General features: G+C 64.3%; 22 protein-coding genes. 10 read left to right on the forward strand and 12 right to left on the reverse strand.

Annotation, left to right across the window (positions count from 1 at the left end):
* Positions 1-169 precede the first annotated feature (169 nt).
* The 5 genes from AC1Q6X_RS10700 to AC1Q6X_RS10720 all read left to right on the forward strand — a co-directional run bounded on the left by AC1Q6X_RS10700 (position 170) and on the right by AC1Q6X_RS10720 (position 5,330).
* Complete coding sequence (locus tag AC1Q6X_RS10700) at positions 170-1,582, forward strand: HAMP domain-containing sensor histidine kinase (protein WP_492496857.1); 1,413 nt, start codon at positions 170-172, stop codon at positions 1,580-1,582.
* On the forward strand, positions 1,579-2,121 hold the full coding sequence (locus tag AC1Q6X_RS10705; protein ID WP_492496859.1) for a hypothetical protein: 543 nt from the start codon (positions 1,579-1,581) through the stop codon (positions 2,119-2,121). The genes AC1Q6X_RS10700 and AC1Q6X_RS10705 overlap by 4 nt, the downstream gene beginning before the upstream one ends.
* Positions 2,118-3,485 (forward strand): sigma 54-interacting transcriptional regulator, encoded by a 1,368-nt coding sequence (locus AC1Q6X_RS10710; RefSeq protein ID WP_121670765.1) that lies wholly within the window; start codon positions 2,118-2,120, stop codon positions 3,483-3,485. Before AC1Q6X_RS10705 ends, AC1Q6X_RS10710 begins: the two co-directional genes overlap by 4 nt.
* A gap of 267 nt (positions 3,486-3,752) precedes the next feature.
* Positions 3,753-4,115 (forward strand): BON domain-containing protein, encoded by a 363-nt coding sequence (locus AC1Q6X_RS10715; protein ID WP_034752546.1) that lies wholly within the window; start codon positions 3,753-3,755, stop codon positions 4,113-4,115.
* Between the two features lie 201 nt (positions 4,116-4,316).
* Positions 4,317-5,330 carry a bile acid:sodium symporter family protein gene (locus AC1Q6X_RS10720; protein ID WP_492496862.1) on the forward strand — a complete coding sequence of 338 codons (1,014 nt, stop codon included), beginning with the start codon at positions 4,317-4,319 and terminating at the stop codon, positions 5,328-5,330.
* Here the strand turns inward: AC1Q6X_RS10720 and AC1Q6X_RS10725 are convergent.
* On the reverse strand, positions 5,282-6,745 hold the full coding sequence (locus tag AC1Q6X_RS10725; protein WP_492496863.1) for a UdgX family uracil-DNA binding protein: 1,464 nt from the start codon (positions 6,743-6,745) through the stop codon (positions 5,282-5,284). The genes AC1Q6X_RS10720 and AC1Q6X_RS10725 overlap by 49 nt on opposite strands.
* Positions 6,742-7,974, reverse strand: a complete 1,233-nt coding sequence (locus tag AC1Q6X_RS10730) for a putative DNA modification/repair radical SAM protein (protein WP_070312680.1) — start codon at positions 7,972-7,974, stop codon at positions 6,742-6,744. Before AC1Q6X_RS10730 ends, AC1Q6X_RS10725 begins: the two co-directional genes overlap by 4 nt.
* 137 nt (positions 7,975-8,111) lie before the next feature.
* Between AC1Q6X_RS10730 and modA the strand changes: the two genes are divergently transcribed.
* From modA to AC1Q6X_RS10750, 4 genes are read left to right on the forward strand one after another with little or no spacing between them, the layout of a single operon-like run.
* Positions 8,112-8,882, forward strand: coding sequence for a molybdate ABC transporter substrate-binding protein (modA, locus tag AC1Q6X_RS10735; protein ID WP_070223268.1), 771 nt, complete (start codon positions 8,112-8,114; stop codon positions 8,880-8,882).
* Positions 8,883-8,898: 16 nt separating this feature from the next.
* Positions 8,899-9,570, forward strand: a complete 672-nt coding sequence (modB, locus tag AC1Q6X_RS10740; RefSeq protein WP_492496866.1) for a molybdate ABC transporter permease subunit — start codon at positions 8,899-8,901, stop codon at positions 9,568-9,570.
* An 8-nt stretch (positions 9,571-9,578) separates the two neighbouring features.
* Positions 9,579-10,289 (forward strand): sulfate/molybdate ABC transporter ATP-binding protein, encoded by a 711-nt coding sequence (locus AC1Q6X_RS10745; RefSeq protein ID WP_492496954.1) that lies wholly within the window; start codon positions 9,579-9,581, stop codon positions 10,287-10,289.
* A gap of 40 nt (positions 10,290-10,329) precedes the next feature.
* Entirely contained in the window at positions 10,330-11,097 is a 768-nt protein-coding gene (locus tag AC1Q6X_RS10750) for a TOBE domain-containing protein (protein WP_070223263.1), read from the forward strand.
* A gap of 78 nt (positions 11,098-11,175) precedes the next feature.
* On the opposite strand, the gene AC1Q6X_RS10755 is transcribed toward AC1Q6X_RS10750, so the two are convergent.
* Positions 11,176-14,250: a response regulator gene (locus AC1Q6X_RS10755; RefSeq protein ID WP_492496868.1), complete on the reverse strand. Its 3,075-nt coding sequence runs from the start codon at positions 14,248-14,250 to the stop codon at positions 11,176-11,178.
* Positions 14,251-14,489: 239 nt separating this feature from the next.
* On the opposite strand from AC1Q6X_RS10755, the gene fnr reads away from it, so the two are divergent.
* A complete protein-coding gene (fnr, locus tag AC1Q6X_RS10760; protein ID WP_070223259.1) occupies positions 14,490-15,248 on the forward strand; it encodes a fumarate/nitrate reduction transcriptional regulator Fnr in 759 nt (252 codons plus the stop codon).
* A gap of 126 nt (positions 15,249-15,374) precedes the next feature.
* Here fnr and AC1Q6X_RS10765 read toward each other — a convergent pair whose 3' ends face one another.
* The 9 genes from AC1Q6X_RS10765 to AC1Q6X_RS10805 form a co-directional block, all read right to left on the reverse strand.
* Entirely contained in the window at positions 15,375-15,899 is a 525-nt protein-coding gene (locus AC1Q6X_RS10765; protein ID WP_070223257.1) for a FixH family protein, read from the reverse strand.
* A 146-nt stretch (positions 15,900-16,045) separates the two neighbouring features.
* Positions 16,046-17,428, reverse strand: a complete 1,383-nt coding sequence (gene ccoG, locus AC1Q6X_RS10770) for a cytochrome c oxidase accessory protein CcoG (protein WP_121670761.1) — start codon at positions 17,426-17,428, stop codon at positions 16,046-16,048.
* Between the two features lie 4 nt (positions 17,429-17,432).
* Complete coding sequence (gene ccoP, locus AC1Q6X_RS10775; protein ID WP_046681778.1) at positions 17,433-18,353, reverse strand: cytochrome-c oxidase, cbb3-type subunit III; 921 nt, start codon at positions 18,351-18,353, stop codon at positions 17,433-17,435.
* Positions 18,346-18,546, reverse strand: coding sequence for a cbb3-type cytochrome oxidase subunit 3 (locus AC1Q6X_RS10780; RefSeq protein ID WP_070223255.1), 201 nt, complete (start codon positions 18,544-18,546; stop codon positions 18,346-18,348). The genes ccoP and AC1Q6X_RS10780 overlap by 8 nt, the downstream gene beginning before the upstream one ends.
* A 1-nt stretch (position 18,547) precedes the next feature.
* Positions 18,548-19,162 carry a cytochrome-c oxidase, cbb3-type subunit II gene (ccoO, locus tag AC1Q6X_RS10785; protein WP_070223252.1) on the reverse strand — a complete coding sequence of 205 codons (615 nt, stop codon included), beginning with the start codon at positions 19,160-19,162 and terminating at the stop codon, positions 18,548-18,550.
* 15 nt (positions 19,163-19,177) lie between these two features.
* Positions 19,178-20,605 carry a cytochrome-c oxidase, cbb3-type subunit I gene (gene ccoN / locus AC1Q6X_RS10790; RefSeq protein ID WP_046681775.1) on the reverse strand — a complete coding sequence of 476 codons (1,428 nt, stop codon included), beginning with the start codon at positions 20,603-20,605 and terminating at the stop codon, positions 19,178-19,180.
* 228 nt (positions 20,606-20,833) lie between these two features.
* The gene (gene ccoS / locus AC1Q6X_RS10795; RefSeq protein ID WP_046681774.1) at positions 20,834-21,010 is read right to left on the reverse strand and encodes a cbb3-type cytochrome oxidase assembly protein CcoS; all 177 of its coding nucleotides are present in this window, start codon (positions 21,008-21,010) and stop codon (positions 20,834-20,836) included.
* Positions 21,011-21,012: 2 nt separating this feature from the next.
* Positions 21,013-23,442, reverse strand: coding sequence for a heavy metal translocating P-type ATPase (locus AC1Q6X_RS10800; RefSeq protein ID WP_492496873.1), 2,430 nt, complete (start codon positions 23,440-23,442; stop codon positions 21,013-21,015).
* A gap of 22 nt (positions 23,443-23,464) precedes the next feature.
* Complete coding sequence (locus AC1Q6X_RS10805) at positions 23,465-24,235, reverse strand: sulfite exporter TauE/SafE family protein (RefSeq protein ID WP_492496875.1); 771 nt, start codon at positions 24,233-24,235, stop codon at positions 23,465-23,467.
* Positions 24,236-24,239 lie beyond the last annotated feature (4 nt).

Raw genomic sequence — 24,239 nt, forward strand, 5'->3', positions numbered from 1 at the left:
TTTCCCTATTGTACTAGGAGTATTCGTGCGCCGCCGCCGGGGCCTTGCTGGCCGCCGGAAAAGCGACAGTGTTGCAAAATTGATCATTACAAGGTGGGTGGCGTCTCCGAATGAAAGCTTAGCGTACCATGCGCCTTTTGCACTCCAGACTGAACCGAAGGCGCCTACCTTGTCCCGACTTTCCTTTCGCCAACTGTTATTTGCCGCCTTCATTTTGACGACGGGTATCTTGACGGCTACTTCCGTGCAAGCCCTGCTGACCCTGGAGCACCTGGCCCGGCTGGGGCGCGAGACGGCGGCGCAGGCGATTGCACTGACGGAACAGTCGCAGCGCCTGTCCGAGCGCACCCTGGCCATGGAGCGCAGCGCGCGCCAGTTCCTCGTGCTGGACGACCCCGTGTTCCGCGAGCGTTACGCGGCGGCGCGCGAGGAAGCGACGGCGGCGCTGCAAGTGCTGAACCGCGCCACGCCCGAATTCGCTCCCCAGCTGGCCGACGAATGGACGGTGCAGGCGCAATCGGCGTGGGAAGTGTTGCAAGCTGGAAAACGCCGCAAACGCGATGGCCACGCCGTCGTGTACCGCGCGTTTGCCCGCATGACGCAGATCAATGACAGCCTGGCGCGCGAAAGCAAGACGGAAATCGGCAGCCGCAATGACGCGCTGCTGGCCGAGCTGGAGCGCCAGCGCCGCCTGCTGGGCCTGCTGGTGGGCGGCGCCGTGCTGCTGGCGGCCGTGCTGGCCACCTGTTTCGGTTTTTTACTCTCGCGTCCGCTGCGCCGCATCGAGACGGCCATCGAGCGCCTGGGCGAGAAGCGCTACGACCAGCCCATCGTCGTCGGCGGCCCGGCCGACACGCGCCGCCTGGGCCAGCAGCTGGACTGGCTGCGCCAGCGCCTGGCGGACCTCGATGCCGACAAGGAACGTTTTCTGCGCCACATCTCGCATGAGCTGAAGACGCCGCTGGCGGCCCTGCGCGAAGGCGTGGCCTTGCTGGAAGACGAGGTGGCGGGCAAGCTCAGCGACAGCCAGCGCGAAATCGCCGGCATCTTGCAGCAAAACACGGCCTCGCTGCAAACCCAGATCGAAGACTTGCTGCGCTACAATACCGCCGCTTTTGATGCCCAGCATCTGGCGCACAGCAAGGTCGACTTGCTGGTCTTGCTGCAAGATGTGGTGGCCGCGCAGCGCCTGCAATGGCTGGCGCGCCGTTTGACGGTCGAGGTGCAGGGCGAGTCCCTGATCGTGCAGGCCGACCGCGACAAGCTGGCCACCGCCCTGGCGAATTTGCTGTCGAATGCCGTGCGCTTCAGCCCGGAGGGCGGCACCGTGCGCTTCAGCTTGTCTTGCGAAGGCGGCCGTGTGCGCATCGATTGCATCGACGAGGGGGCCGGCGTGGCGCCCGAGGATGCCGCGCGCATTTTTGAACCGTTTTACCAGGGAGTGCGCCAGGCGGCCGGCGCGCGCAACGGCAATGGCATCGGCCTGTCCATCGTGCGCGAATATATCGCCGCCCACGATGGCAGCGTCACTCTTTTACCGCGCCAGGCTGGCGCGCATTTTCGGATAGAACTGCCCTTATGATGACGAGAACTTCCCTGGCCGGCATGGCCGCCTGTGCGCTGCTGTTGGGCGCTTGCGCCGCCAAGTCCCCCGTCCAGACGCCCGTGCTGGTACAGACGCCGCCGCGCGTGGTGGTCGTGGCCGACCCCCAGCTGGCCGAACTGCTCGCGTATCAAAGCGCCTTGCGCCTGATGACGCCGTCGGAACTGGCGAAAGCGCAGCTGGACCAGGCCAAGGCCGACCACGCGCCGCACAACACGATCCGCCGCGCCATGCTGCAGGCGACCGTGCGCGGCCCCGGCGACCTGGCCCGCGCGCAAGCGTTGCTGGAACCGCTGGCCACGGCCACGGGCAAGGATGCGCAGCTGCTGGCGCCGCTGGCGCAATTGCTCGGCAGCCAGTACGCGGAACTGCGCCGCCAGGAAGACAGCATCGACAAGCTCAACACGCAGTTGCGCGACGCGCAGCGCCGCATCGACTTGCTCAATGAAAAACTCGAGGCACTGAAAAACATCGAGCGCAGCCTGTCCGTGCGCCCTGCCGCGGGAGCGGCGAAATGAGCGAGCACGCCCACATTTTATTGGTCGACGACGACCCCGACCTGTTGCGTTTGCTGACCATCCGCTTGAAGGCGGGCAACTACCGCGTGACGGCCGTGGGCAGCGCGGAAGCGGCGCTGGCGCGCCTGGCCGTGGAATTGCCGGCCCTGGTCATTACCGACGTGCAATTGCCGGGCCGCGACGGCCTGGCTTTGTTCGATGAGATCCGCCGCCAGCATGCTGCCCTGCCTGTCATTTTACTGACCGCGCACGGCACCATCCCCGACGCCGTCGATGCCACGGCGCGCGGCGCGTTTGCGTATCTGACGAAGCCGTTCGACGGCAAGCTCTTGATGGAAAAGGTGGCGTACGCCATCAACTTGTCCACCGTCATGCCGGCGCCCGCGTCCGGCGACGAAAGCTGGCGTGCCGAACTGATCAGCCGCAGTGCGCAGATGGCCGAGCTGCTGGCCGAAGCCAAGCTGGTGGCCGGTTCCGACGCCAGCATCCTGATCCGCGGCCCCAGCGGCACGGGCAAGGAATTGCTGGCGCGCGCGCTGCACAACGCCAGCCGCCGCGCCAAGGCGCCGTTCATCGCCGTCAACTGCGGCGCGATTCCCGAACAACTGCTGGAATCGGAACTGTTCGGCCACGTGAAAGGCTCGTTTACGGGCGCCGTGGGCAACCGCGAAGGTTTATTTCAGGCGGCCGATGGCGGCACCCTGTTTCTGGACGAGATCGGCGACATGCCGCTGCCGCTGCAAGTCAAATTGCTGAGGGTGCTGCAGGAGCGGGCCGTGCGGCCCGTGGGCGCCGACCAGACGCGGCCTGTCGACGTGCGCTTGCTGTCCGCCACGCACCGCGACCTCGATGTGGCCATGGCGGAAGGGCAATTCCGCGAAGACCTGTATTACCGCCTCAACGTCGTGACCTTGACCCTGCCGCCGCTGGCCGAGCGCCGCGAAGATATCGCCCTGCTGGCGAACCATTTCCTGCAGAAACTGGCGGCCAAGTACCAAAAAACCCTGAACGGCTTCGCGCCCGACGCCCTCACGGCCCTGGTGGCGGCGCCATGGCCCGGCAACGTGCGCCAGCTGGTCAATGTCGTCGAGCAAGTCTGCGCGCTGGCCACGGCGCCGCTGGTGCCCTTGTCGCTGGTGCAGCGCGCCCTGCGCGTGCCGTCGCTCGAAGCGCTCAGCTATAACGAAGCCAAGCAGCGCTTCGAGCGCGACTACCTGATCCAGCTGCTGCGCCTGACGGACGGCAACGTGGCCGACGCGGCCCGCCTGGCTGACCGCAACCGCACGGAGTTCTACCGTTTATTGCAGAAATACGAGCTGACGCCGGCCCTGTTCCGGGCCGACGGCGACCCTGTCGCTGATTAGCGACAAAAATAAAGCGTTAAAAATCAGCGTCTTAGTCTGAAACATTGATATTGTTGCCACAAGCTGTCGCTGGCAGGCGACAAAAAGCCCCGTTTTTCGGGCCGGATCCGGCGGAAATGGGCTGGAAAAATCGGATTTGAATATAAGTACTTGATTTTTAAGGGAAATTAAAAGCTGGCACGGTGCTTGCTGTATGGGTAGATGTGACGCTTCAAAGTGTTGCTTTATCCAAGTAAGAAGCTTTTAACTTCATTGAGAGGAACTACCATGCAAACATCGAAACTGTTCAATACCCTGGTTGCCGCTATCGTACTGTCGGGCGCCTCGATCACCGCTTCGCATGCAGCTGACTCCGCCCCAAAAGCACAAGCTCCTGCTGACACCGTCGTGGCCGCCAACGCCGCCGCTGCCGTCCCTGATGAAACCATCACTTCCTCGGCCAAGGCCGCCCTGAGCGCCGATGCGCAAGCCGCTGCCCTGCCAGTCAAGGTAGCAACCCAGCAAGGTGTGGTCGTCCTGTCGGGCGATGTACCGAGCGCCGAAGCGGGTGACCGCGTCGTGCAGATCGTCGCTTCCGTGAGCGGCGTGAAAGAAATCAAGAACGAGCTGAAAGTCAAAGCCGCCGGTTAATCCCTCGCGCTGTACTTTACTCCGGGTTGCCCTGTCTGCGGACAGGGCATTTTTTTTGTGCCATTGTGTCCACAAGCCACGCTTGCTTCCAGGCAGGTAGTCCGGCGATAGGGTTAGAATAGCCAGCACTGGCGCCGATTCCGGCGCTTTTTGTCATCCATGGCGCAGTGTTGCAAGGCTGGGCCGCTACCAGGCTACCGCATGTCTTCTTTTTCTTCCGCCGCCCTGCTGCGCAATCTGAAACCCGACAACTTCACCATCGCCCTGCTCGTCACCGTGGCGCTGGCCAGCTTCCTGCCCTGCACGGGCCAGACGGCCGTGGTCTTCGGCAATATCACCACTGTTGCCATCGGCGCCCTGTTCTTCCTGCATGGCGCCAAGCTCTCGCGCGAAGCTGTGGTGGCCGGCGTCATGCACTGGCGCCTGCATTTGCTGGTGCTGGCCAGCACGTTTATTTTGTTCCCCCTGCTGGGCCTGGCCCTGCGGCCGCTGGCGCTGACCTTCCTCACGCCCGAGCTGTACGTGGGCATTTTGTTCCTGTGCGCCTTGCCGTCGACCGTGCAATCGTCGATCGCGCTGACGGCCATGGCGCGCGGCAATGTGCCAGCCGCCATCTGCAGCGCTTCGGCCTCGAATTTCATCGGCATTTTTCTTGCCCCCATCCTGGTGGGCTTGCTGGTGGCGAAAGGCGCGGAAAGCAAGTCGTCGGTCGACGCCGTTTTATCGATTGTCATGCAATTGCTGCTGCCCTTCCTGGCCGGCCAGTTCCTGCGCCGCTGGATAGGCCGCTGGGTCGACCGCCACAAGGCCATGCTGAAATTCGTCGACCAGGGTTCCATTTTGCTGGTGGTCTACACGGCCTTCAGCGAAGCCGTCAGCGAAGGCCTGTGGCACACGATCTCGGTGGAAACCCTGGTCGCCCTGGGCGTGTTCAGCATCGTGCTGCTGGCCCTGGTCCTGGGCCTGATGACGTTCATCAGCCGCCGCCTGGGTTTTAACAAGGAAGATGAGATCGCCATCGTCTTTTGCGGCTCGAAGAAAAGCCTGGCCAGCGGCGTACCGATGGCCAAGGTCTTGTTCGCCACGCACTCGCTGGGCATGGTGATTTTGCCGCTGATGCTGTTCCACCAGATTCAATTGATGATCTGCGCCGTGATTGCGCAGCGCTATGCGCGGCGCGATGAGGCGCAGGAAGTGCCGGCGGCGACGCCGTGATGCGGCTCCTGCAGTAGCCGCAGCGCCTGCCGCAAGCCATCGACAATCACCGCGTAGGCCTGGCGCCGGCTCTCTTCGTCCCGTGCGCGCAGCACATATGACGGGTGATACACGGTCACCACCCAGCGCCCGTCGTGTTCGATGGGCGTGCCGATCAGCGGCGTCATGCTGGCCGCGCCATCCTGCAGCACGGATTTCAATGCCGTGCTGCCCAGCGCCACGATCACCTGTGGTTTGCCACGTTCGATCTCTTCTTCCAGCCAGCCATGGCAGGCGAGGATCTCGCGCTGGGCCGGGGTCTTGTGCAGGCGGCGCTTGCCGCGCGGTTCCCACTTGAAATGCTTGACGGCATTGGTCAGATAGATGCTGTCGCGCGCTAGGCCCGCTTCCTGCATGGCCTGGTCCAGCAGTGTACCGGCCGGGCCGACGAACGGCAGTCCGGCCAGGTCTTCCTGGTCGCCCGGTTGTTCACCGACGAGCATGATGCGGGCGGTGTGCGGACCTGTGCCGGGCACGGCTTGCGTGGCGTGCTGCCACAGTGCGCAGCGGCGGCACTGGTCCAGTGTCGTGGCGGCCTCGCGCACCGGCTGGGCCCGCTCTGCGCTGATCGGGATCATGGCGGCGCCCTGCCGCTGTCCCACGCTGGCGGTTTGGCCCGTGCGCCGCTCGCCGTTGGCCGCGCCGCTCAGCATGGTGGGCACGATGGCGCCTTCGGGTAAATTTTTCCAGAAGCGCGAAGGGATATGGCTGTGCAGCAAGTCCGCATTCACGCGCGCGGGGTTGAAGATGCTGCGGTAGTACGTCAGCCATAGCGCTTCGCCCGCATCGTCGATGTCGGCCGCGCCGCGCAGCAGGGCCGGTCCCGCGTGCAAGGTGGCGCCATCCCACAGCATGCTGGCGCCGGGCGTGGCGATCATCCAGCTGGCCTTTCCCATGCGGCGCGCGAAGTGGCGCGCCACCTGCGGCAGCACCGCGTGCGTGGGCTCGAACCAGGCGACAAAACGGGGCGCGCCGTCACTTTCGGCCCGCTCGCGGAAGCGCACGTAGGCATGCATGTCGTGCTCCTCGCGGTGCACGGCCTTGACCATGGCGTGCAGGCGCGCGCCGTCCGCGTCGGCCGGGGACACCACGTCGTGCTGGCCCTGCTGCCAGCGCCACAGCACCTGATACAGGAAGGCCCAGCGGTCATGCACGTTGAAACAGGCGGCGCTTTCCAGCAGTTCCACCAGCTGGCGGGGCAGGCGCAGCGGTGGCGCGCCGGTATCCGTGGCCTCTGGCGTGGAGGAAAACAGGTCGCCGTCGCCGGGCTGCGATTGCCAGGCCACGTCGGCAGGCGGCACGCCGCGCGCGATCAGTTCGCGCGCGGCCGCGCGCCACGCGTCGAACGATTGCGCCAGCCGCACGAACGTACTCATGCTGCCTGCAGCTCCGGCCATAAGTTCAATTGCTGCGGTGCGTCCGCCATGGCGCGGCGCAAATGTTCGGAGGCGGTGGTGTCGCGTGCGGGAAAGTAGTCGGCCGTGATGATGAAGGGGGCAATCTTTTTCATGCTGCAGCGCAGGCGCGACAGGTCGGCATAGCGCACTTGCCGCAAACGGCGCAGGTCGACGATGCGCTGCGCGTTACGCAGGCCGATGCCGGGCACGCGCGCGATCATGTGCTGCGCCGCGCGGTTCAAGTCCAGCGGAAAATGTTCGCGGTGCGCCAGCGCCCACGCCAGTTTCGGATCGATGTCGAGCGCCAGGTTGCCGCCGCTGGCGGGCAGCAGTTCGCTGGCCTGGAAACCATAGCTACGCAGCAAGAAATCGGCCTGGTACAGCCGGTGTTCGCGCAGCATCGGCGGCGGCGCCAGCGGCACGCTTTTCGGGCTGTCGGGGATGGGGCTGAAGGCCGAGTAGTACACGCGCTTGAGTTTATAGCTGCCGTACAGGGTCTCGGCCGTGGCGAGGATTTGCTGGTCGTCGCTGGCGTCGGCGCCGACGATCATCTGCGTGCTTTGCCCGGCCGGCGCGAAGCGCGGCGAGCGCGGTTCTTCGGCCTTTTCATCGAGCTTGCGGCGGATGGCGCCCATGGCCAGCTTGATCGTGTGCACGCTCTTTTCCGGCGCCAGCTTCTGCACGCTGTCCTGGGTCGGCAATTCGATGTTGACGCTGAGCCGGTCGGCATAGCGGCCCGCCTGCGCGACCAGGGCCGGATCGGCGTCGGGGATGGTTTTCAGGTGGATGTAGCCGCGGAACTGGTGTACTTCGCGCAACTCGCGCGCCACCTGCACCAGTTGCTCCATCGTGTAGTCGGCCGACTGGATGATGCCGGAACTGAGGAACAGGCCGTCGATGTAGTTGCGCAGGTAAAAGTCGCTGGTCAGTTTCACCACTTCGGCCACCGTAAAGCGCGCGCGCGGCACGTTCGAGGTACGGCGGTTGACGCAGTACTGGCAATCGTACAGGCAGTAATTGGTCAACAGTATCTTCAGCAGCGAGACGCAGCGCCCGTCCGGCGTGTAGCTGTGGCAAATCCCCATGCCCGAGGTGGCGCCAAAGCCGTCCTTGCCGATGGAATCGCGCTTCGGCGCGCCGCTGCTGGCACAGGAAGCGTCGTACTTGGCCGCGTCGGCCAGGATTTCCAGCTTGTCCGTCAATTCCATGGTGCACCTCGATATACTGTGTTTATATACAGTATATCAGGGAATCGGCCTGGTACCGGCTTGATCTGTGCAATGGCAGAACGCTATATATCGGTGTATATTACGGACCTGGTTCTTTTCTCATTCAGGATACGCTCATGTGCCTCACCTTGCGCCTCACCTCCCTCGCCCGCCTGCTTGGCGTCACCCTGCTCGCCACTGCCGCTACCTCCGCCCTTGCCGGCGAAGTGGTCGTGTCGGCCGCAGCCAGCCTGACGAACGCGTTCAAGGATGCGGCGCAAAGCTACGAGGCGCAGTATCCGGGCAGCAAGGTGTCCCTGAACTTTGCCGCCTCGGGCGTGCTGCTGCAGCAGATCGTCAAGGGCGCGCCCGTCGACGTGTTTGCCTCTGCCGACCAGGAAACCATGGATGCGGCGCAAAAGCAGGGCCTGGTATTGCCGGCCGACCGCATGGACTTCGTCGGCAACAGCCTGGTGCTGATCGTGCCGCACGATAGCAAGCTGGGCATCAAAGCTTTGGCCGACCTGACGCACAAGGGCGTGACCCGCGTGGCCATCGCCAACCCGGCCAGCGTGCCCGTCGGCCGCTATTCGGAAGGCGCGCTGAAGAAGGCGAAGCTGTGGGAAGCCGTGCAGCCGAAAGCCATCGGCACGCAAAACGTGCGCCAGTCGCTCGACTATGTGGCGCGCGGCGAAGTCGATGCGGGCTTTGTCTACGCCACCGACGCGGCCATCATGAAAGACAAGGTGAACGTGGTGCTGGACGTGCCGCTCGACGCGCCCGTGCTGTACCCGATCGCCACCATCAAGGGCAGCGGCAATGCCGCCGAAGCGAAGCGCTTCGTCAGCTACCTGCAGACGGCACCTGCGCAAGCCATCCTGGCCAAGTACGGGTTTAAAAAGCCATAAAGTAAAAAGACTGTACATGGATATCGCCTGGACCGCGCTGGCCCTGTCGCTCAAAGTTGCGGCCTGGGCCACGGCGCTCAATTTGCTGCTCGGCATCGGTACGGGCTATCTGCTGGCGCGCACGCGTTTTCCGGGGCGCGAGCTGCTCGACGCCCTGCTGACCCTGCCGATGGTGATGCCGCCCACCGTGCTCGGCTATTACCTGCTGGTGCTGCTGGGCCGGCGCGGCACCCTGGGCGTCTGGCTGCAGGACAACTTCGGCATCAACCTGATCTTTACGTGGCAGGGCGCCGTGATCGCTTCCACGGTGGTCGCCTTTCCCCTCGTCTTCAAGCCCGCGCGCGCCGCCTTCGAAGCGGTTGACGGGCAGCTCGAGCAGGCGGCCCGCGTGCTGGGCATCTCGGAGCTGGCGATTTTCTTTCGCGTCACCTTGCCGCTGGCCTGGCGCGGCATCCTGGCCGGCGTGCTGCTGGGCTTCGTGCGCGCGCTCGGCGAATTCGGCGCCACCCTGATGGTGGCCGGCAGCATTCCCGGCAAGACGCAGACCCTGTCGGTGGCCGTGTATGAAGCCGTGCAGGCGGGCCAGGATGAGGTGGCCAATACGCTGGTCGTGATTATCTCGCTAGTTTGCATCGTGGTGCTGCTGTCGGCTGGCCGCCTGGCGCCCGGGCGCGTCGCGCACAAATGAGGCCTATGATGACGTCCATGCAACTCGACCTCGACATTCGCGCTACCTTGCGCTCCGGCAAACGCCGTTTCGACCTGCACGTGCAATGCACCTCCGGCAGCCAGCGCATCGCCATGTATGGCCCGTCCGGCGCCGGCAAGAGCATGACCCTCAAAGCCATTGCCGGACTGTTTACACCGGATGCGGGCCATATCCGCCTGAACGGGCGTACCCTGTTCGACTCGGCCGCCGGCATCAACTTGCCGCCGCAGCAGCGCAATGTCGCCTACCTGTTCCAGGATTACGCGCTGTTCCCGCACCTGACGGTGCGCCAGAACGTGGGCTTCGGCCTGGCGCGCGGCTGGTTCAATCCGCGTGCGCGCGAAAAATTGCAGACGGTCGAGCATTGGCTCGATGCCTTCCACTTGCAGGAACTGGCGCACCAGTTTCCCGACGAGTTGTCCGGAGGCCAGCGCCAAAGGGTGGCGCTGGCGAGGGCGCTCGTGGCGGAACCGGCCGCGTTGCTGCTCGACGAGCCGTTCGCCGCCCTCGATCCGGCCCTGCGTGTCAAAATGCGCCTGGAACTGAGCCAGTGGCAGCAGCGCCTGGACGTGCCCATGATCCTGATCACCCATGATCCGGAAGATGCGCGCATCCTGGGCGAGCATGTGCTGTACTTGCGCGACGGACAGATCGATAACAGGGAAGAACACATGGCATTGGGTGAACGCATTGGATAAATCAGCGGCAGCGGAAATCGGCCTGCAAGGCTCGGTATGGATGACGGTGGGCGGCGAGCACCTGGGCGGCGCCGGTCGGGTGGAATTGCTGGGCGCCATCGCCGAATGCGGCTCCATCACGCAGGCGGCCAAGCTGGTGAAGATGAGCTACAAGGCGGCCTGGGACGCGATCGACGCGATGAACAACCTGGCCGGCGAGCCGCTGGTCGAACGCCTGACGGGCGGCAAGGGCGGCGGCGGCACGCGGCTGACGCAACGGGGACGCCAGCTGGTCGACAATTTCCGCATCATCGAGCGCGAGCATGCGCGCTACCTGCGCCAGCTGGGCAGCCAGGCCGAAGGCATCGCCGACGATCTTTTACTCATACGGAGAATGGCCATGAAAACCACGGCACGCAACCAATTCCTGGGCAAGGTGGCCGAACTGAAACAGGGCGCCGTCAACGACGAAGTCACGCTGGAATTGCCGGGTGGCCAGCACATCGTGGCCATCGTCACGCAAGGCAGCAGCGCAAGCCTGGGCCTGGTGCCGGGCGCGGAAGCGTTTGCGCTGATCAAGGCATCGTCGATCATCCTCGTGGCCGACAGCGCAGGCGCGCGCTTTTCCGCGCGCAACCAGCTGGCCGGGCTGGTGACGCGCGTGCAGACGGGCGCCGTGAACACGGAAGTGGTGCTGGACTTGCCGCGTGGCGGCACGATCGCCGCCATCATCACCAACCAGAGTAGCACCGAGCTGGGCATCGAGATCGGCAGCAGTGTGACGGCGATTTTCAAGGCGTCCAGCGTGATTCTGGGCGTGCCCGCGTAAATGGGGTAGGTCGGATTAGCGCGCAAGCGCGTAATCCGACAAGGTTCCGGGGTCTGACCCCAGTTTTACGTTGCAGGCTTAATCCTTCAGCCTGGACAACCAATCGGCCGCCGCCGCCAGCGCCTGCTCCAGTTCCTGCGCCGTCTGCGCCAGCAGCGCCGGCACCTCGTCGAGGCGGCCCGCATCGATGGCTTCCTCGGTGGCGAACGCGGTGCGGATCAGGCGTTTCGTGCCCAGGGTGCCGACGGAGCCGCGCACGCTGTGCAGGATGCGCGCCACGTCGCTGTGGCGGCCTGCCTGCAATGCTGTTTCGGCGTCGCGCATGGGCGTCATGCCCTTGTTCAGCGCGTCTTCCACCATGCGCCGCAGCACGCCGCGCCCTTTCGCGTCGCGCCCCATCACGCGCATCAGCGGCGCCATGGAAAACACTTCCTCATCGGCGACGGGCGCCGGCCCCGCCGTCTGCACTGGCGGGCGCTTGGGCAGGTGGCGCAGGATCACTTCCATCATCTCTTCCACCACCACGGGCTTGGCGATGAAATCGCTGATGCCGGCCGTCATGCAGCGCTCGCGCTCGGACGCCAGCACGCCGGCCGTCATGGCGATCACGGGCAGGCTCAAGCGTAGTTCCGTGCGGATGATGTGGGTGGCGCTGAAGCCGTCCATGACGGGCATCTGCATGTCCATCAGCACGATGTCGTAGCGCAGCGCTTCCGTGCGCAGCCGTTCCACGGCCTGCAAGCCGTCGCCCACCACGTCGAGGGTGGCGCCCATGTGTTCGAGGATGCCGCGCGCCACGGCCTGGTTCAAATGGTTGTCTTCCACCAGCAGGAAATGCACGCCGGCCAGTTCCGTGCCCAGCGGCTGCTGCAGCATGCGCTGCTCGCCGCCGTCGTGCTTGGTAATCAGCGCCTGGTGCAGGGCGTCGAACAGGCTCGAGCCCGTGATGGGCTTCATCAGCACGACGTCGGCCTCGGCCGCGCTGGAGATTTCCTCCAGGTGGTTGCGGGCGAAGGCGTTGACCATCACCACGATGGGCTGGCGCTGGCCGCTGGCTGCCTGGCGGATAGCCTTGGCCGTGGCCAGGCCGTCCATCACGGGCATGTGCCAGTCGGCCAGCACCACGTCGTACGGCTGCTGCTGCGCCAGGCGCTCGCGGTACAGTTCGATAGCGGCAAAGCCGGAGTCCACTTCGTCGGCCAGCCAGCCCCATGCCTCGATCAGCTTGACGATCAGTTCGCGCGTGGTGCGGTTGTCGTCGGCCACCAGCAGGCGCAGCTGGCCCAGGGTGGGCGTGCGCCGCGTTTCGGCCGGCTGCGCCAGCATCTCGAACGGCACGCTGAACCAGAAGCGGCTGCCTTTGCCTTCGCTGCTGGCGACGGCGATGTCGCCGCCCATCATGTGGATCAGCTGTTTGCTGATGGCCAGGCCCAGGCCCGTGCCGCCGAAGCGCCGCGTGATGCTCTGGTCGCCTTGCGAAAACGCGGCAAACAGCTGCTGTTGCTGCAACTCCGTCATGCCGATGCCCGTGTCGCGCACTTCGAAGCGCAGCCAGGCGCGGCCCTTGTCTTTCTCGGACAGGCTGACGGCCACCACCACTTCGCCGCTCTCGGTGAACTTGATGGCGTTGCCGGCCAGGTTGACGAGAATCTGCTGCAGGCGCTGGGCGTCGCCCATGAGGCGGCGCGGCACGTCGGGCTCGACGGCAATCGCCAGTTCCAGCTCCTTTTCGCCCGCATTCATCGTCATCGTCGTGGCCAGCGTGTTCATGACCTCGTCGAGGTCGAATTCGACGGGCGACAATTCCATGCGGCGTGCCTCGATCTTCGAATAATCGAGCACGTCGTTGAGGATGCCCAGCAGCGACTGGCCGGCCACGCGCACCATGGTCAGATACTTGCGCTGTTCCGTATCGAGCTTGGTATTGCCCAGCAAATACACCATGCCCAGCACGGCATTGAGGGGCGTGCGGATTTCATGGCTCATGTTGGCCACGAAATCGCTCTTCGCGCGGTTGGCCGCCTCGGCCCGGTCGCGCTCCTGTTCCAGCTCCGCCGCGCGCGATTCGAGCTCCTGCTGCAAGCGGTCGCGCTCGCTCATCAGGCCGTTGAACGCTTCCGTCAGCTCGCCGATCTCGTCGCGCTGCTGCACGGGCACGGGAGTGAAACGGCTGCCGCTGGCGCGCAGCGCCTGCAGGGTGTCGCGCAGGCGCACCAGCGGCGAGAGCAGGCGCACGGTGACCCAGCCCAGCACGGCTGCGGCCAGCAGCGAGGCGAGGATGCTCCACAGCACCAGCCGGTACAGCACGCCGTCGAACGGTTCGAAGGCGTCGTCGAGGGGCAGCGAGGCGGCCAGCAGCCAATTTACGGATTTCAGGCGCTTGAAGCTGTTGACGGCCGTGATGCCGCGGCTGTTGGTGCTGACCATGGTGCCTTCGCCATCGTCCTTCAGCAGCCGGGTGGTCGTCAGGTTGGCGTTCGGCAGGCGCGGCTGCAGCAAACGGCTGGTGTCGGGATGCAGCACATAGCGCGGCACGGCGCCGCGCGTGAGGACGAAGTAATAGCCGCTCTTGCCGATCTTTTCTGAGCGCAACCTCCCCAGCAGGTTATCCTTGTACAGGCGCAGCACGCCGATCACCACGCCGGCCACCTGGCCATCGGCGCCCAGCACGGGCGCGACCATCTGCACGATGGGCATGCCGCTCGATTTGCCCAGCATCGGCTCGGTGATCATGGGCTGGCGCGTGCGCAGCACGGTCTGGAAATACTCGCGCTCGGCGACGTTGATCCCGGCGCGCCCCGCCACTTCCGGCATGTCGGCCACGACGGCGCCGTGCGCGTCGAGCACCAGCACGTCGTCGAACAGCACCAGCATCGAGCGGCGCGAATAGTAGTCGCGCAATTGGGCGGGCTGGGTGATCAGTTCTGGCGGCTGCTGCCGGGCCGTCAGGGTGACGATCTGCAGCAGCATGCCCAGCTTGTCGTCGAGCTCGGCGGCGGTGCGGCTGATCAGGGACGACTGCTGGCTCAACAGTACCTTGGTGAAATCGTCGCGCATGTGCTGCACCTGGATCATGGTGACCAGCGCGATCATGGCGATCGAGGTCAGGCTGGTGGCCAGCGCGACTTTTGCTTTGATGCCGAGAGGCTTCATGATTTCCTTTTCAGTACCGGGCGGCACAGGCGGCAGATAATGCTGTCAGGAATTTTCCTATCAATACCCCAGCTTGGCAAGCGCCGCCACGCAAATTGCCCTCTCCGCATGGGCTTTTGACGATGTTGCCATATAATTAAAGTCGGAACGTCGTTTATTCAGCGAAATTGCGGTGAAATTGGCACACGGCAACCCTGTATGCAGTAAACTTGTTGTTGCATTTTCTAAAAGGTACCGACATGACTGAAGCGCTACTCACTCCAACCTCGCCCACAGTGACCGTGGAAGCGTTGCGTGCGCGATGCTCGACCTGCAGCATGCATCAATTGTGCCTGCCGATGGGCCTCGACGTGGGCGACATGGACAGACTGGACCAGATCATCGGCCGCCGCCGCAAGATCGTGCGCGGCGCTTCGCTGTTCCGCATCGGCGACTCGTTCCAGAACCTGTATGCGATCCGTCTGGGCCACTTCAAGACCTACCAGATCAATCCGGGCGGCGAAGAGCAGGTGACGGGTTTTCAGATGGCTGGCGAACTGCTGGGCATGGACGCCATCAGCGCCGACCGCCACCACTGTAATGCGGTGGCGCTGGAAGACAGCGAAGTGTGTGAAATCCCGTTTTCCAGCCTGGAACAATTGCTGGGCAATATGCCGACCCTGCTGCGCCATTTCCACCGCATGATGAGCCAGGAAATCACGCGCGAGCAAAGTGTCATGCTGTTGCTGGGCAACATGCAGGCGACGCAGCGTTTTGCCGCCTTTATCGTCAACCTGGCGTCGCGCTATGAAGCGCGCGGCTATTCGGCCAGCAAATTTCAGTTGCGCATGTCGCGCGAGGAAATCGGCAACTACCTGGGCCTGACCATCGAAAGCGTCAGCCGTTTATTGTCGAAATTCAAGAAGGAAGGCTGGCTGCGCGTCTCCAACCGCGAGATCGAGATCTTGCAGCCGGCCAAGTTAAAAGCCATTACAGCCGGCACCGACGTCTGCAAGTAACAGCACCGTCAAAACCTACTGCGCGTCGTGCTTTGCGGCCTGCGATGCTCGCTGTGCTATAGCACAGCTGTGCTTCTCAGCCACAAATCACTGCCGCTCGCTACGGTTTTTTCCCGGCGCTGTACGTTATAACTCTTCATCCGCATGCAGCGCGATGCTGCGTTGCACGGGCCAGGTCCAGATGCCGGACAGGCGCCACTCGCGTTTGTCGTTTTCCACCAGCACTTGCCAGCGGCTGCGCTCGAGCATCGGCAGCGCCACGGAAAAATTGCCGGCCGCATCGGGCTGCACCAGCAGCTTGATATCCTTTTCCGGCAGGGTCGCATGCGCCAGGTGCAGCTGCAAAGGCCCCTGGTACGCCTTGCCGAAGCTGTGCACGGAGCCGCTCAGGCGCGCTGCAGCGACGTCATACGACAGGGTCGTATCCATGGCCAGGTCGCTGGCGATCGTGTCGCGCTTCAAATCCTGGTTGATCGCCTTGCCCTGCTTGTAATAGTCGCCCACCACCAGCGCATCGGGCTGCGTAAACGCGATATAGCCCATGAAGCTGCCGACGACCACGGACAGGCCGGGACCGATCATCAGCAGCCATGGCCAGCGGTGTTTGTACCACGGGGCAACGGGAGGTTGCAGTTTCAGACTGTCGGACATTGTGTTCTCCTTGGGGGTGGACCCTTTGGGTCCGACTCCAGCTTTTGCTTCCGGGTTGAAAATCAAGTGACCCTAACGCATGATTGATGATACCCCTACGGCGAAATAACGGGGTCGGACCCGGAGGGGCCGACCCCAAATCAACATCACCGCGGCACGATGAACACCGCGCTTTCGCGCACGTGCAGCGACGGGTCGTCCAGCGAGTGCAATTCGATCGCAATCTTGTTCGAGCCCTTCTCGCCGACGCCGTGCGGCACGCGCAGGCGGATCGGCCAGCCCAGCGTTTCCGTCGGCTGCAAGGTCACTTCGTCGCGCGTCAGCAAGGTCAGGCCCGGCAAGCCGGAAGCGCTGATTTTAAAGTGCTGGCTTTGCTCCGAGGTGTTCATGATCTGCAGACGATAGACGTTTTCGATCATGCCGTCTTCCACCTCGCGTCCCATCGAACCGCGGTCGCGGATCACGTCCATTTTCAGGGGCGTGCGCAGGGCCAGCGACGTACACACGGCGATGATGATCAGGGCCAGGATGGACGTGTAGATCAGCACGCGCGGGCGCATGGCGCGCTGGCGGATCTGCTTCGAATTGAAGTTGTTTTCCATCGCATGGTCGGTGCTGTAGCGTATCAGGCCACGCGGCCGCTCGACCTTGTCCATCACGGTATTGCAGGCATCGACGCAGGCGGCGCAGCCGATGCATTCATACTGCAGGCCGTTGCGGATATCGATACCGGTCGGACACACCTGCACGCACAGGGTGCAATCGATGCAGTCGCCCAGCTTGTCGTTGTTGCCGGCCTTCTTGCTCATGGCGCCGCGTGGTTCGCCGCGCTTGGCATCGTAGGTGATGATCAGGGTGTCCTGGTCGAACATGGCGCTCTGGAAGCGCGCGTAGGGGCACATGTATTTGCACACCTGCTCGCGCAGCCAGCCCGCGTTGCCGTAGGTTGCCAGGCTGTAGAACAAGACCCAGAACCATTCCCAGGGACCGAAATTGAGGGTGGTCACCTCGCGCGCCAGTTCCTTGATCGGCGTGAAGTAGCCGACAAAGGTAAAGCCCGTCCACAGGGCGATGGCGCCCCATACCAGGTGCTTGGCCGTCTTCTTGAACGCCTTGCGCACGGAGGGGCCCTGCTTGTCGAGGGCCATGCGCGCGCTGCGCGTGCCCTCGATGCGGCGTTCGACCCACAGGAAGATTTCCGTGTATACCGTTTGCGGGCAAGAAAACCCGCACCACACCCGCCCGGCAATGGCCGTGACGAGGAATAACAAATACGCACAGATGATCAGCAGGGCCGCCAGATAGATGAAATCCTGGGGCCACAGCACGACGCCGAAAATGTAGAACTTGCGCGTGGTCAAATCGAACAGCAGGGCTTGCCTGCCATTCCAGGTCAACCACGGCAAGCCGTAGAACGCGAGCTGGGTAAGCCATACGCATACCCATCGCCAGGTAGCGTAGCGTCCTTTGGCCTCGCGAGGGTAGATTTGCTCGCGGGCCGCATACATCTTGATGACTTGAGGTTCCATTACATCATTTCACGGGCGTCTGGGGATTCGACAGGCTCCAGACATACGCCGACAGCACGTGTACCTTGGATTCGCCGAGGAAGTCGCTGAAGGCCGGCATGGTGTTGTTGCGACCCTTGCGCACGGTTTCCATGATGGTATCGGCGCTGCCGCCGTACAGCCAGATCTTGTCCGTCAGGTTAGGCGCGCCGAGCATCTGGTTGCCCTTCGCATCGGCACCGTGACAGGCCATGCAGGCGCCGAACTTGGCCTTGCCCAGCACGGACTTGACGGGGTCCGACGTGGAACCGGACAGACTCAGCACGTAATGGGCCACGTTCTCGACATCTTTTTCGGAACCGAGCGCGGCGCCCATCGGCGGCATCTGCCCATTGCGGCCGTGCATGATGGTGGTCTTGATGATGTCGGGATCACCGCCATACAGCCAGTCCTTGTCCGTCAGGTTGGGGAAGCCCTTGTTGCCGCGGGCATCCGAACCGTGGCACTGCGCGCAGTAGGTCAGGAACAGACGCTGGCCGATCGCTTGCGCCTGCGGATCGGCGGCCACCGTCTTCAAGTCCTGGCTCAGGTACTTGTTGAACAGGGGGCCGTAGTCGGCTTCCGCCTTCTTCAGCTCTTCCTCGTACTGGCCCGTCGATTTCCAGCCCAGGCTGCCGGCGTAGGTGCCCAGGCCCGGGTACAGGAACAGGTAGGCCAGCGCGAAGACGATGGTGATGTAGAACAGCCACATCCACCAGCGCGGCATCGGCGTATTGAGTTCCTTCAAGTCCTCGTCCCACACGTGGCCCGTGGTGCCGTCGGCGGGGGCGCCGGCGGCCACTTTCACTTTCGACTGCGAGTACAGCAGCACGCCGCAGCCGATGATGCCCAGCAGGGACAGCACGACGATGTAGATATTCCAGAAGCCATTGGTAAAGTCAGCCATGGTTGCGCTCCCCTTGTGCCGGCGCGGCATCGGCCGGATAGTCGAGCGCCTCGTCGGCGAACGGCAGGCGTGCCGCCGCGTCGAAGTCGCCATTGCTGCGGCTGAACGTCCACCACAGGATGCCCACGAATGTCATAAAGGAAACCACCGTCATGACGCTGCTGGCGCTGTCAAACAGGTTTTCGATTGCCATGCTAATTCCTTGTTTTGATTAATGTACCGAGGCCTTGCAGATAGGCGACCAGGGCGTCTTCTTCCGTCTTGTCCTGCAGCTGCGCGGGGCCGGCGGCGATCTCTTCGTCGCTGTACGGCTGGCCCAGGCGTTTCAGGGCGCGCATCTTCGGCATGATGTCGTCAGGCACCAGCTTGGTCTTCGCCAGCCAGGGGTAGGCCGGCATGTTCGACTCGGGCACCACGTCGCGCGGGTTGTTCAAGTGCGTGCGGTGCCATTCGTCGCTGTAGCGGGCGCCCACGCGGGCCAGGTCCGGCCCCGTGCGCTTGGAACCCCACTGGAACGGACGGTCGTAGACGAACTCGCCGGCGACCGAATAGTGGCCATAGCGTTCCGTTTCCGCGCGCAGCGGACGCACCATCTGCGAATGGCAGTTGTAGCAGCCTTCGCGCACGTAGATGTCGCGGCCCGCCAGGCGCAGCGGCGAATACGGCTTCAGGCCGGCGACGGGCTCCGTCGTGCTCTTCTGGAAGAACAGGGGGACGATCTCGACGGCGCCGCCGATGCTGATCACCACCGTGACCAGGGCGATCAGCAGCCAGGGGTTTTTCTCAATCCATGCATGTGAAAATTTCATTTGCTTTCGCTCCTATCAGGCGTGCGCCGCGTTCAGTTCCGGAATGCGGGCGACGGGGAGTTTGCTGCCGCGCAGAGTCATCCAGGTGTTGTAGCCCATGATGCACATACCCGACAGGTACAGCAGGCCGCCGGCCACGCGCACCACGTAGTACGGATACGTTGCTTTCACGCTCTCGACAAAGGTGTAGGTCAGGGTGCCGTCCGGATTGACCGCGCGCCACATCAGGCCCTGCATCACGCCGGCGATCCACATTGCGGCGATGTACAGCACGATGCCGATGGTGGCCACCCAGAAGTGCACGTCGACCAGGCGCGTGCTGTGCATCTGCGTGCGGCCCGCCAGACGCGGCAGCAGGTAGTAGATCGAACCCATGGTGATGAAGCCCACCCAGCCCAGGGCGCCCGCATGCACGTGGGCAACGGTCCAGTCGGTGTAGTGCGACAGCGAGTTGATGGTCTTGATCGACATCATCGGACCTTCGAAGGTGGCGATGCCGTAGAACGACAGCGAGACGATCATGAATTTCAGGATCGGATCGGTGCGCAGCTTGTGCCAGGCGCCCGACAGGGTCATGATGCCGTTGATCATGCCGCCCCAGCTTGGTGCCAGCAGGACCAACGAGAAGACCATGCCGATCGATTGCGTCCAGTCAGGCAATGCCGTGTAGTGCAGGTGATGCGGGCCCGCCCACATGTAGGTGAAGATCAGCGCCCAGAAGTGGACGATCGACAGACGGTACGAGTACACGGGGCGCTCGGCCTGTTTCGGGATGAAGTAGTAGACCATGCCCAGGTAGCCGGCGGTCAGGATGAAGCCCACCGCGTTATGGCCGTACCACCACTGGATCATGGCGTCCTGCACGCCCGCATACGCGGAATACGACTTGGTGAACGAGGCTGGCATGACGGCGCCATTGACCACGTGCAAAATCGTCACGGCCAGGATGTAGGCGCCGAAGAACCAGTTCGCCACGTAGATGTGCTTGACCTTGCGCTTGATCAGGGTGCCGAAGAAGACGATGGCGTAGGCGATCCAGACGACGGCGATGAGGATGGCGATAGGCCATTCCAGCTCGGCGTATTCCTTGCCGCGGGTCAGGCCCATGGGCAGGCTGACGACCGCGCACAGGATTACCGCTTGCCAGCCCCAGAAGGTAAAGGCGGCCAGTTTGTCGGAAAACAGGCGCACCTGGCAGGTGCGTTGCACGACGTAGTACGAGGTGGCGAACAGGCCGCAGATGCCGAAGGCGAAAATCACCGCATTCGTGTGCAGCGGACGCAAGCGTCCGTATGTCAGCCATGGTATGTCGAGGTTCAGGGCAGGCCAGGCCAGCTGAGCGGCGATGATAACGCCAACCAGCATGCCGATGATGCCCCATACCACAGTAGCGACCGCGAATTGCTTCACGATCTTGTAGTTATAGTTCAGCGATTGATCCACAAAGACTCTCCCTGGAATTACTATTTATGATGGTGGCCAGAGAGTAAGTGTTTGACCGCGAAAAAACTTTGATGTGGATCAAAATTCCCCGGATGAAATAAGCGTAGCGAACTGGCATCGAAATAAAGTGATATTTCGATCAAAAAAGCCGTACAAGATCCCTGCAAAAAGGGCATGTGGAGCAGACGCGCCGGCCATGGCGTGCGGGACGCCGGCCGGGCGGTGAGGTCAGGGATGCGGTTCGCCGGGCGCCGGCTTGACCGTCGTATCGTCGTCCTGCAGCACGCGCAGGCCCGGTCCGACGAGGTCGTCGAACTGGCCGCTGTCCGAGGCCGTGAAATACACCCACAGGGCGATGAAGACGACCACGACGCTCAGGGGGATGAGGAGATACAGTGCTTCCATGTTCAGGCTTTCCGCAGGCGCAGGGCGTTGGCGATGACGACCGCCGAGCTGGCAGCCATGCCGACGCCGGACAGCCAGGGGTTTAAAAAGCCCAGCGCGGCGGCCGGGATGGCCGTCAGATTGTACAGCGTGGCCCAGCCCAGGTTCTCGCGGATGATGCGCATGCTGCGCGCGGCCGTCTTGGCCGTGTCGAGCACGGACACCAATTGGCTCGACAGCAGCACCGTGTCCGCATGCGCTTGCGCCAGCGCGGCGCCGGAGCCCATGGCGAAGGACACGTCGGCACCGCTCAGCACGGCGGCGTCGTTGATGCCGTCGCCCACCATCGCCACCACGGCGCCCGTCGCCTGCAATTGCTGCACGAAATCGAGCTTTTCATCGGGCAGGCATTCGCCGAAGGCCGTGGCGATGCCCAGCTCCGCCGCCACGCTTTGCGTCAGCGCTTCCTGGTCACCGCTCAGCAGCACGACTTGCTTGCCGTGCCGGTGGAAATACGCGACCACGTCGCGCGCTTCCGGGCGCAGCGCGTCGCTGAGCAGGAAACGCGTCAGCCAGCGCCCCTGCGTGCCCAGGTACAGCGGCGTCATGCCCTGCATGCCGACGGCCGTGTCACCCAGCGGCGGACCCGCGATGGCGGCGACAAAGGCCGCATTGCCCAGGCGGTAGCGCACGCCGTCGACGATGCCTTCGAGGCCCTGGCCCTGCACTTCCTGCAGGTTTTCCGCATGCGTGCGCGGTGTTTCTCCCGCTGCTGCCAGGATCGCCTGTGCCAGCGGATGGGCGCTGCCCGCCTCCAGCGCGGCGGCCACCTGCAGGCAGTCGTCTTCCGTCATGCCGTCCAGGCCTTCGATCTGTTTCAGCACGGGGCGGCCCAGGGTCAATGTCCCCGTCTTGTCGAAGACGATGTGGGTGGCGCGGTGCAGGGTTTCCAGCACGTGCGGCTGGACGATCAGCACGCCGCGCCGCAGCAGGCTGTCGGTGGCGGCCGCCAGCGCCGTCGGCGTGGCGAGAGACAGCGCGCAGGGGCACGACACGACCAGCACGGCGATGGCCACGGGCCACGCCTGCGACGGATCGTGCCAGCTCCAGAAGGCGAACACGGCGATGGCAAACAGCAGCAGGCCCAGCACGAACCAGGCGGCCACTTTATCCGCCCACTGCGCGATCTGCGGCTTGCCGCTGCCGGCCCGCTCGATCAGCTTCAACAGGTCGGACAAGGTGCTTTCGCGCGCCGGTTTCAGTACGCGCAAGATTAGTGCCGCGCTGGCATTGATTGCGCCGCCCGGCACCCGCTCGCCCAGTTTGCGGCGCTGCGCCGCGCTCTCGCCCGTCAGCAGCGATAAATCGAGCGCGCTCGTGCCTTCGATGATGACGCTGTCGGCGGCGATCGCCTCGCCCGGCTTGACCAGGATGATGTCACCGGCGGCCAGGCTGCCGGCCGGCACCAGGGTGGTGGCGCGGTTGTCGGGAAAGCCCGCCATCAGCGAGGCGGACGCGGGCAAGGCGTGCTGCAAGCGCTCGAGGGCCGAGGCGGCCTTGCGGCGCGCCTGCAGCTCGAAATAGCGGCTGCACAGCAGTAGAAAAATGAACATCGTGGCCGAGTCGTAATACACCTCTCCGCGGCCCGTAAAGGTTGCCACCACGCTGCCGAAGAACGCTGCCAGGATGCCCAGCGCCACGGGCACGTCCATGCCCAGGGTGCGCGCGCGCAGGCTGGCCCAGGCGCCCTGGAAAAACGGCATGGCCGAATAGCAGATGGCGGGCAGGGTCAAGAGCAGGCTGGCCCAGCGCATCAGGCTGGCCATATTGTCGTCCAGCGTGCCGTCTTCGGCCGCCAGGTAGGCGGGTGCCACGTACATCATCACCTGCATCATCGACAGGCCGGCCACGAACAGCTGGCGGCCCAGCGTCTTGCTGGCTTTTTGCAGGCGTTCGCCATGGCGCACGGCGTCATACGGATAGGCCGTGTAACCGACTTGCCGCACGGCTTGCAGGATGTCGCCCGGCTCGCACTGCGCGCGGCTCCAGCGCACGTACAGGCGCTCCGTGGCGACGTTCAGGCTGGCCGCCTGCACGCCGGGCAGGCGCGTCAATTGACGTTCGATCAGCCAGACGCAGGCGGCGCAGCGGATGCCTTCGACGGACAGGGTCGCTTCGCAGCTGCTGGCGTCGCGCGCGAATTGCGCGTCGTCATTGCTGTACAAACGCAGTTCGGGCGGCACCATGGTGGCGTCAGCCGCGTTGACGGCGTATTCGTCGCGGTCGCGATAATACGCGCTCTGGCCGATGTCGACGATGGTTTGCGCCACCGCTTCGCAGCCGGGGCAGCACATGGCGCGCGGCACGTCGTCGATGGTGACGTGCCAGCTCGAGCCGCTGGGCACGGGCAAGCCGCAATGGAAGCAGGCGGAGGGTTGTAAAACTGCATTCATAAGTTTGTTTTCATGCGTCTTTTCATGGATGGCCCGTGACGCACAGGGCGTCGAGCCAGCCCAGCGAGACGCCATTCGCGGCGCGCAGCAGGCCCAGCAAGCCAAAGCCCAGCACCAGCAAGCCGCTGGCGATGCGCACGGGGCGGCGCTGCATCTGTGCGCGCAGGCGCGTGCCCAGCAAGCCCATGCCCAGCAACGTGGGCAGGGTGCCCAGGCCGAAGGCGGCCATCGTGGCCGCACCGCTCAGGGCCGAGCCTTGCATCATGGCCGTCAGCAGCGCGCTGTAGACCATGCCGCACGGCACCCAGCCCCACAGGCCGCCCACGGCCAGGGCCTTGAACGGCGTATCCATGGGCATCAGCGGTTTCAGCAGGGGGCGCACGCGGCGCCAGACGACGTTGCCCGCCGCTTCCAGCCGGGCCAGGCCGCGCCAGGCATCCATCAGGTACAGGCCCAACGCCACCAGCATCAGGTTGGCCAGCCAGTAGCCGGCCACTTGCAGTGACGCCATGTGCAGCATGCCCGCGCCGGCCAGGCTGCCGGCCAGGGCGCCAGCCAGCATGTAGCTGCCTATGCGCCCGCCGTTGTAGGCCAGCACGCGCAGCACATTGGCCTGCACGGTTGTCTGCAATGCCGGGCGCGCCACGGCGATGGCGATCACCGGGCGCGCTGGCGCGGGAGCGGCACCGCCGCTGATCGACAGGGCGCCCACGATGCCGCCGCACATGCCGATGCAGTGCACGCTGCCGGCCAGGCCGACCAGGAACATGGGCACGAGGCTGAGGGCGTCCATCGGG

It is taken from the genome of Janthinobacterium sp. GW823-FHT06H09 (genome assembly GCF_058794735.1).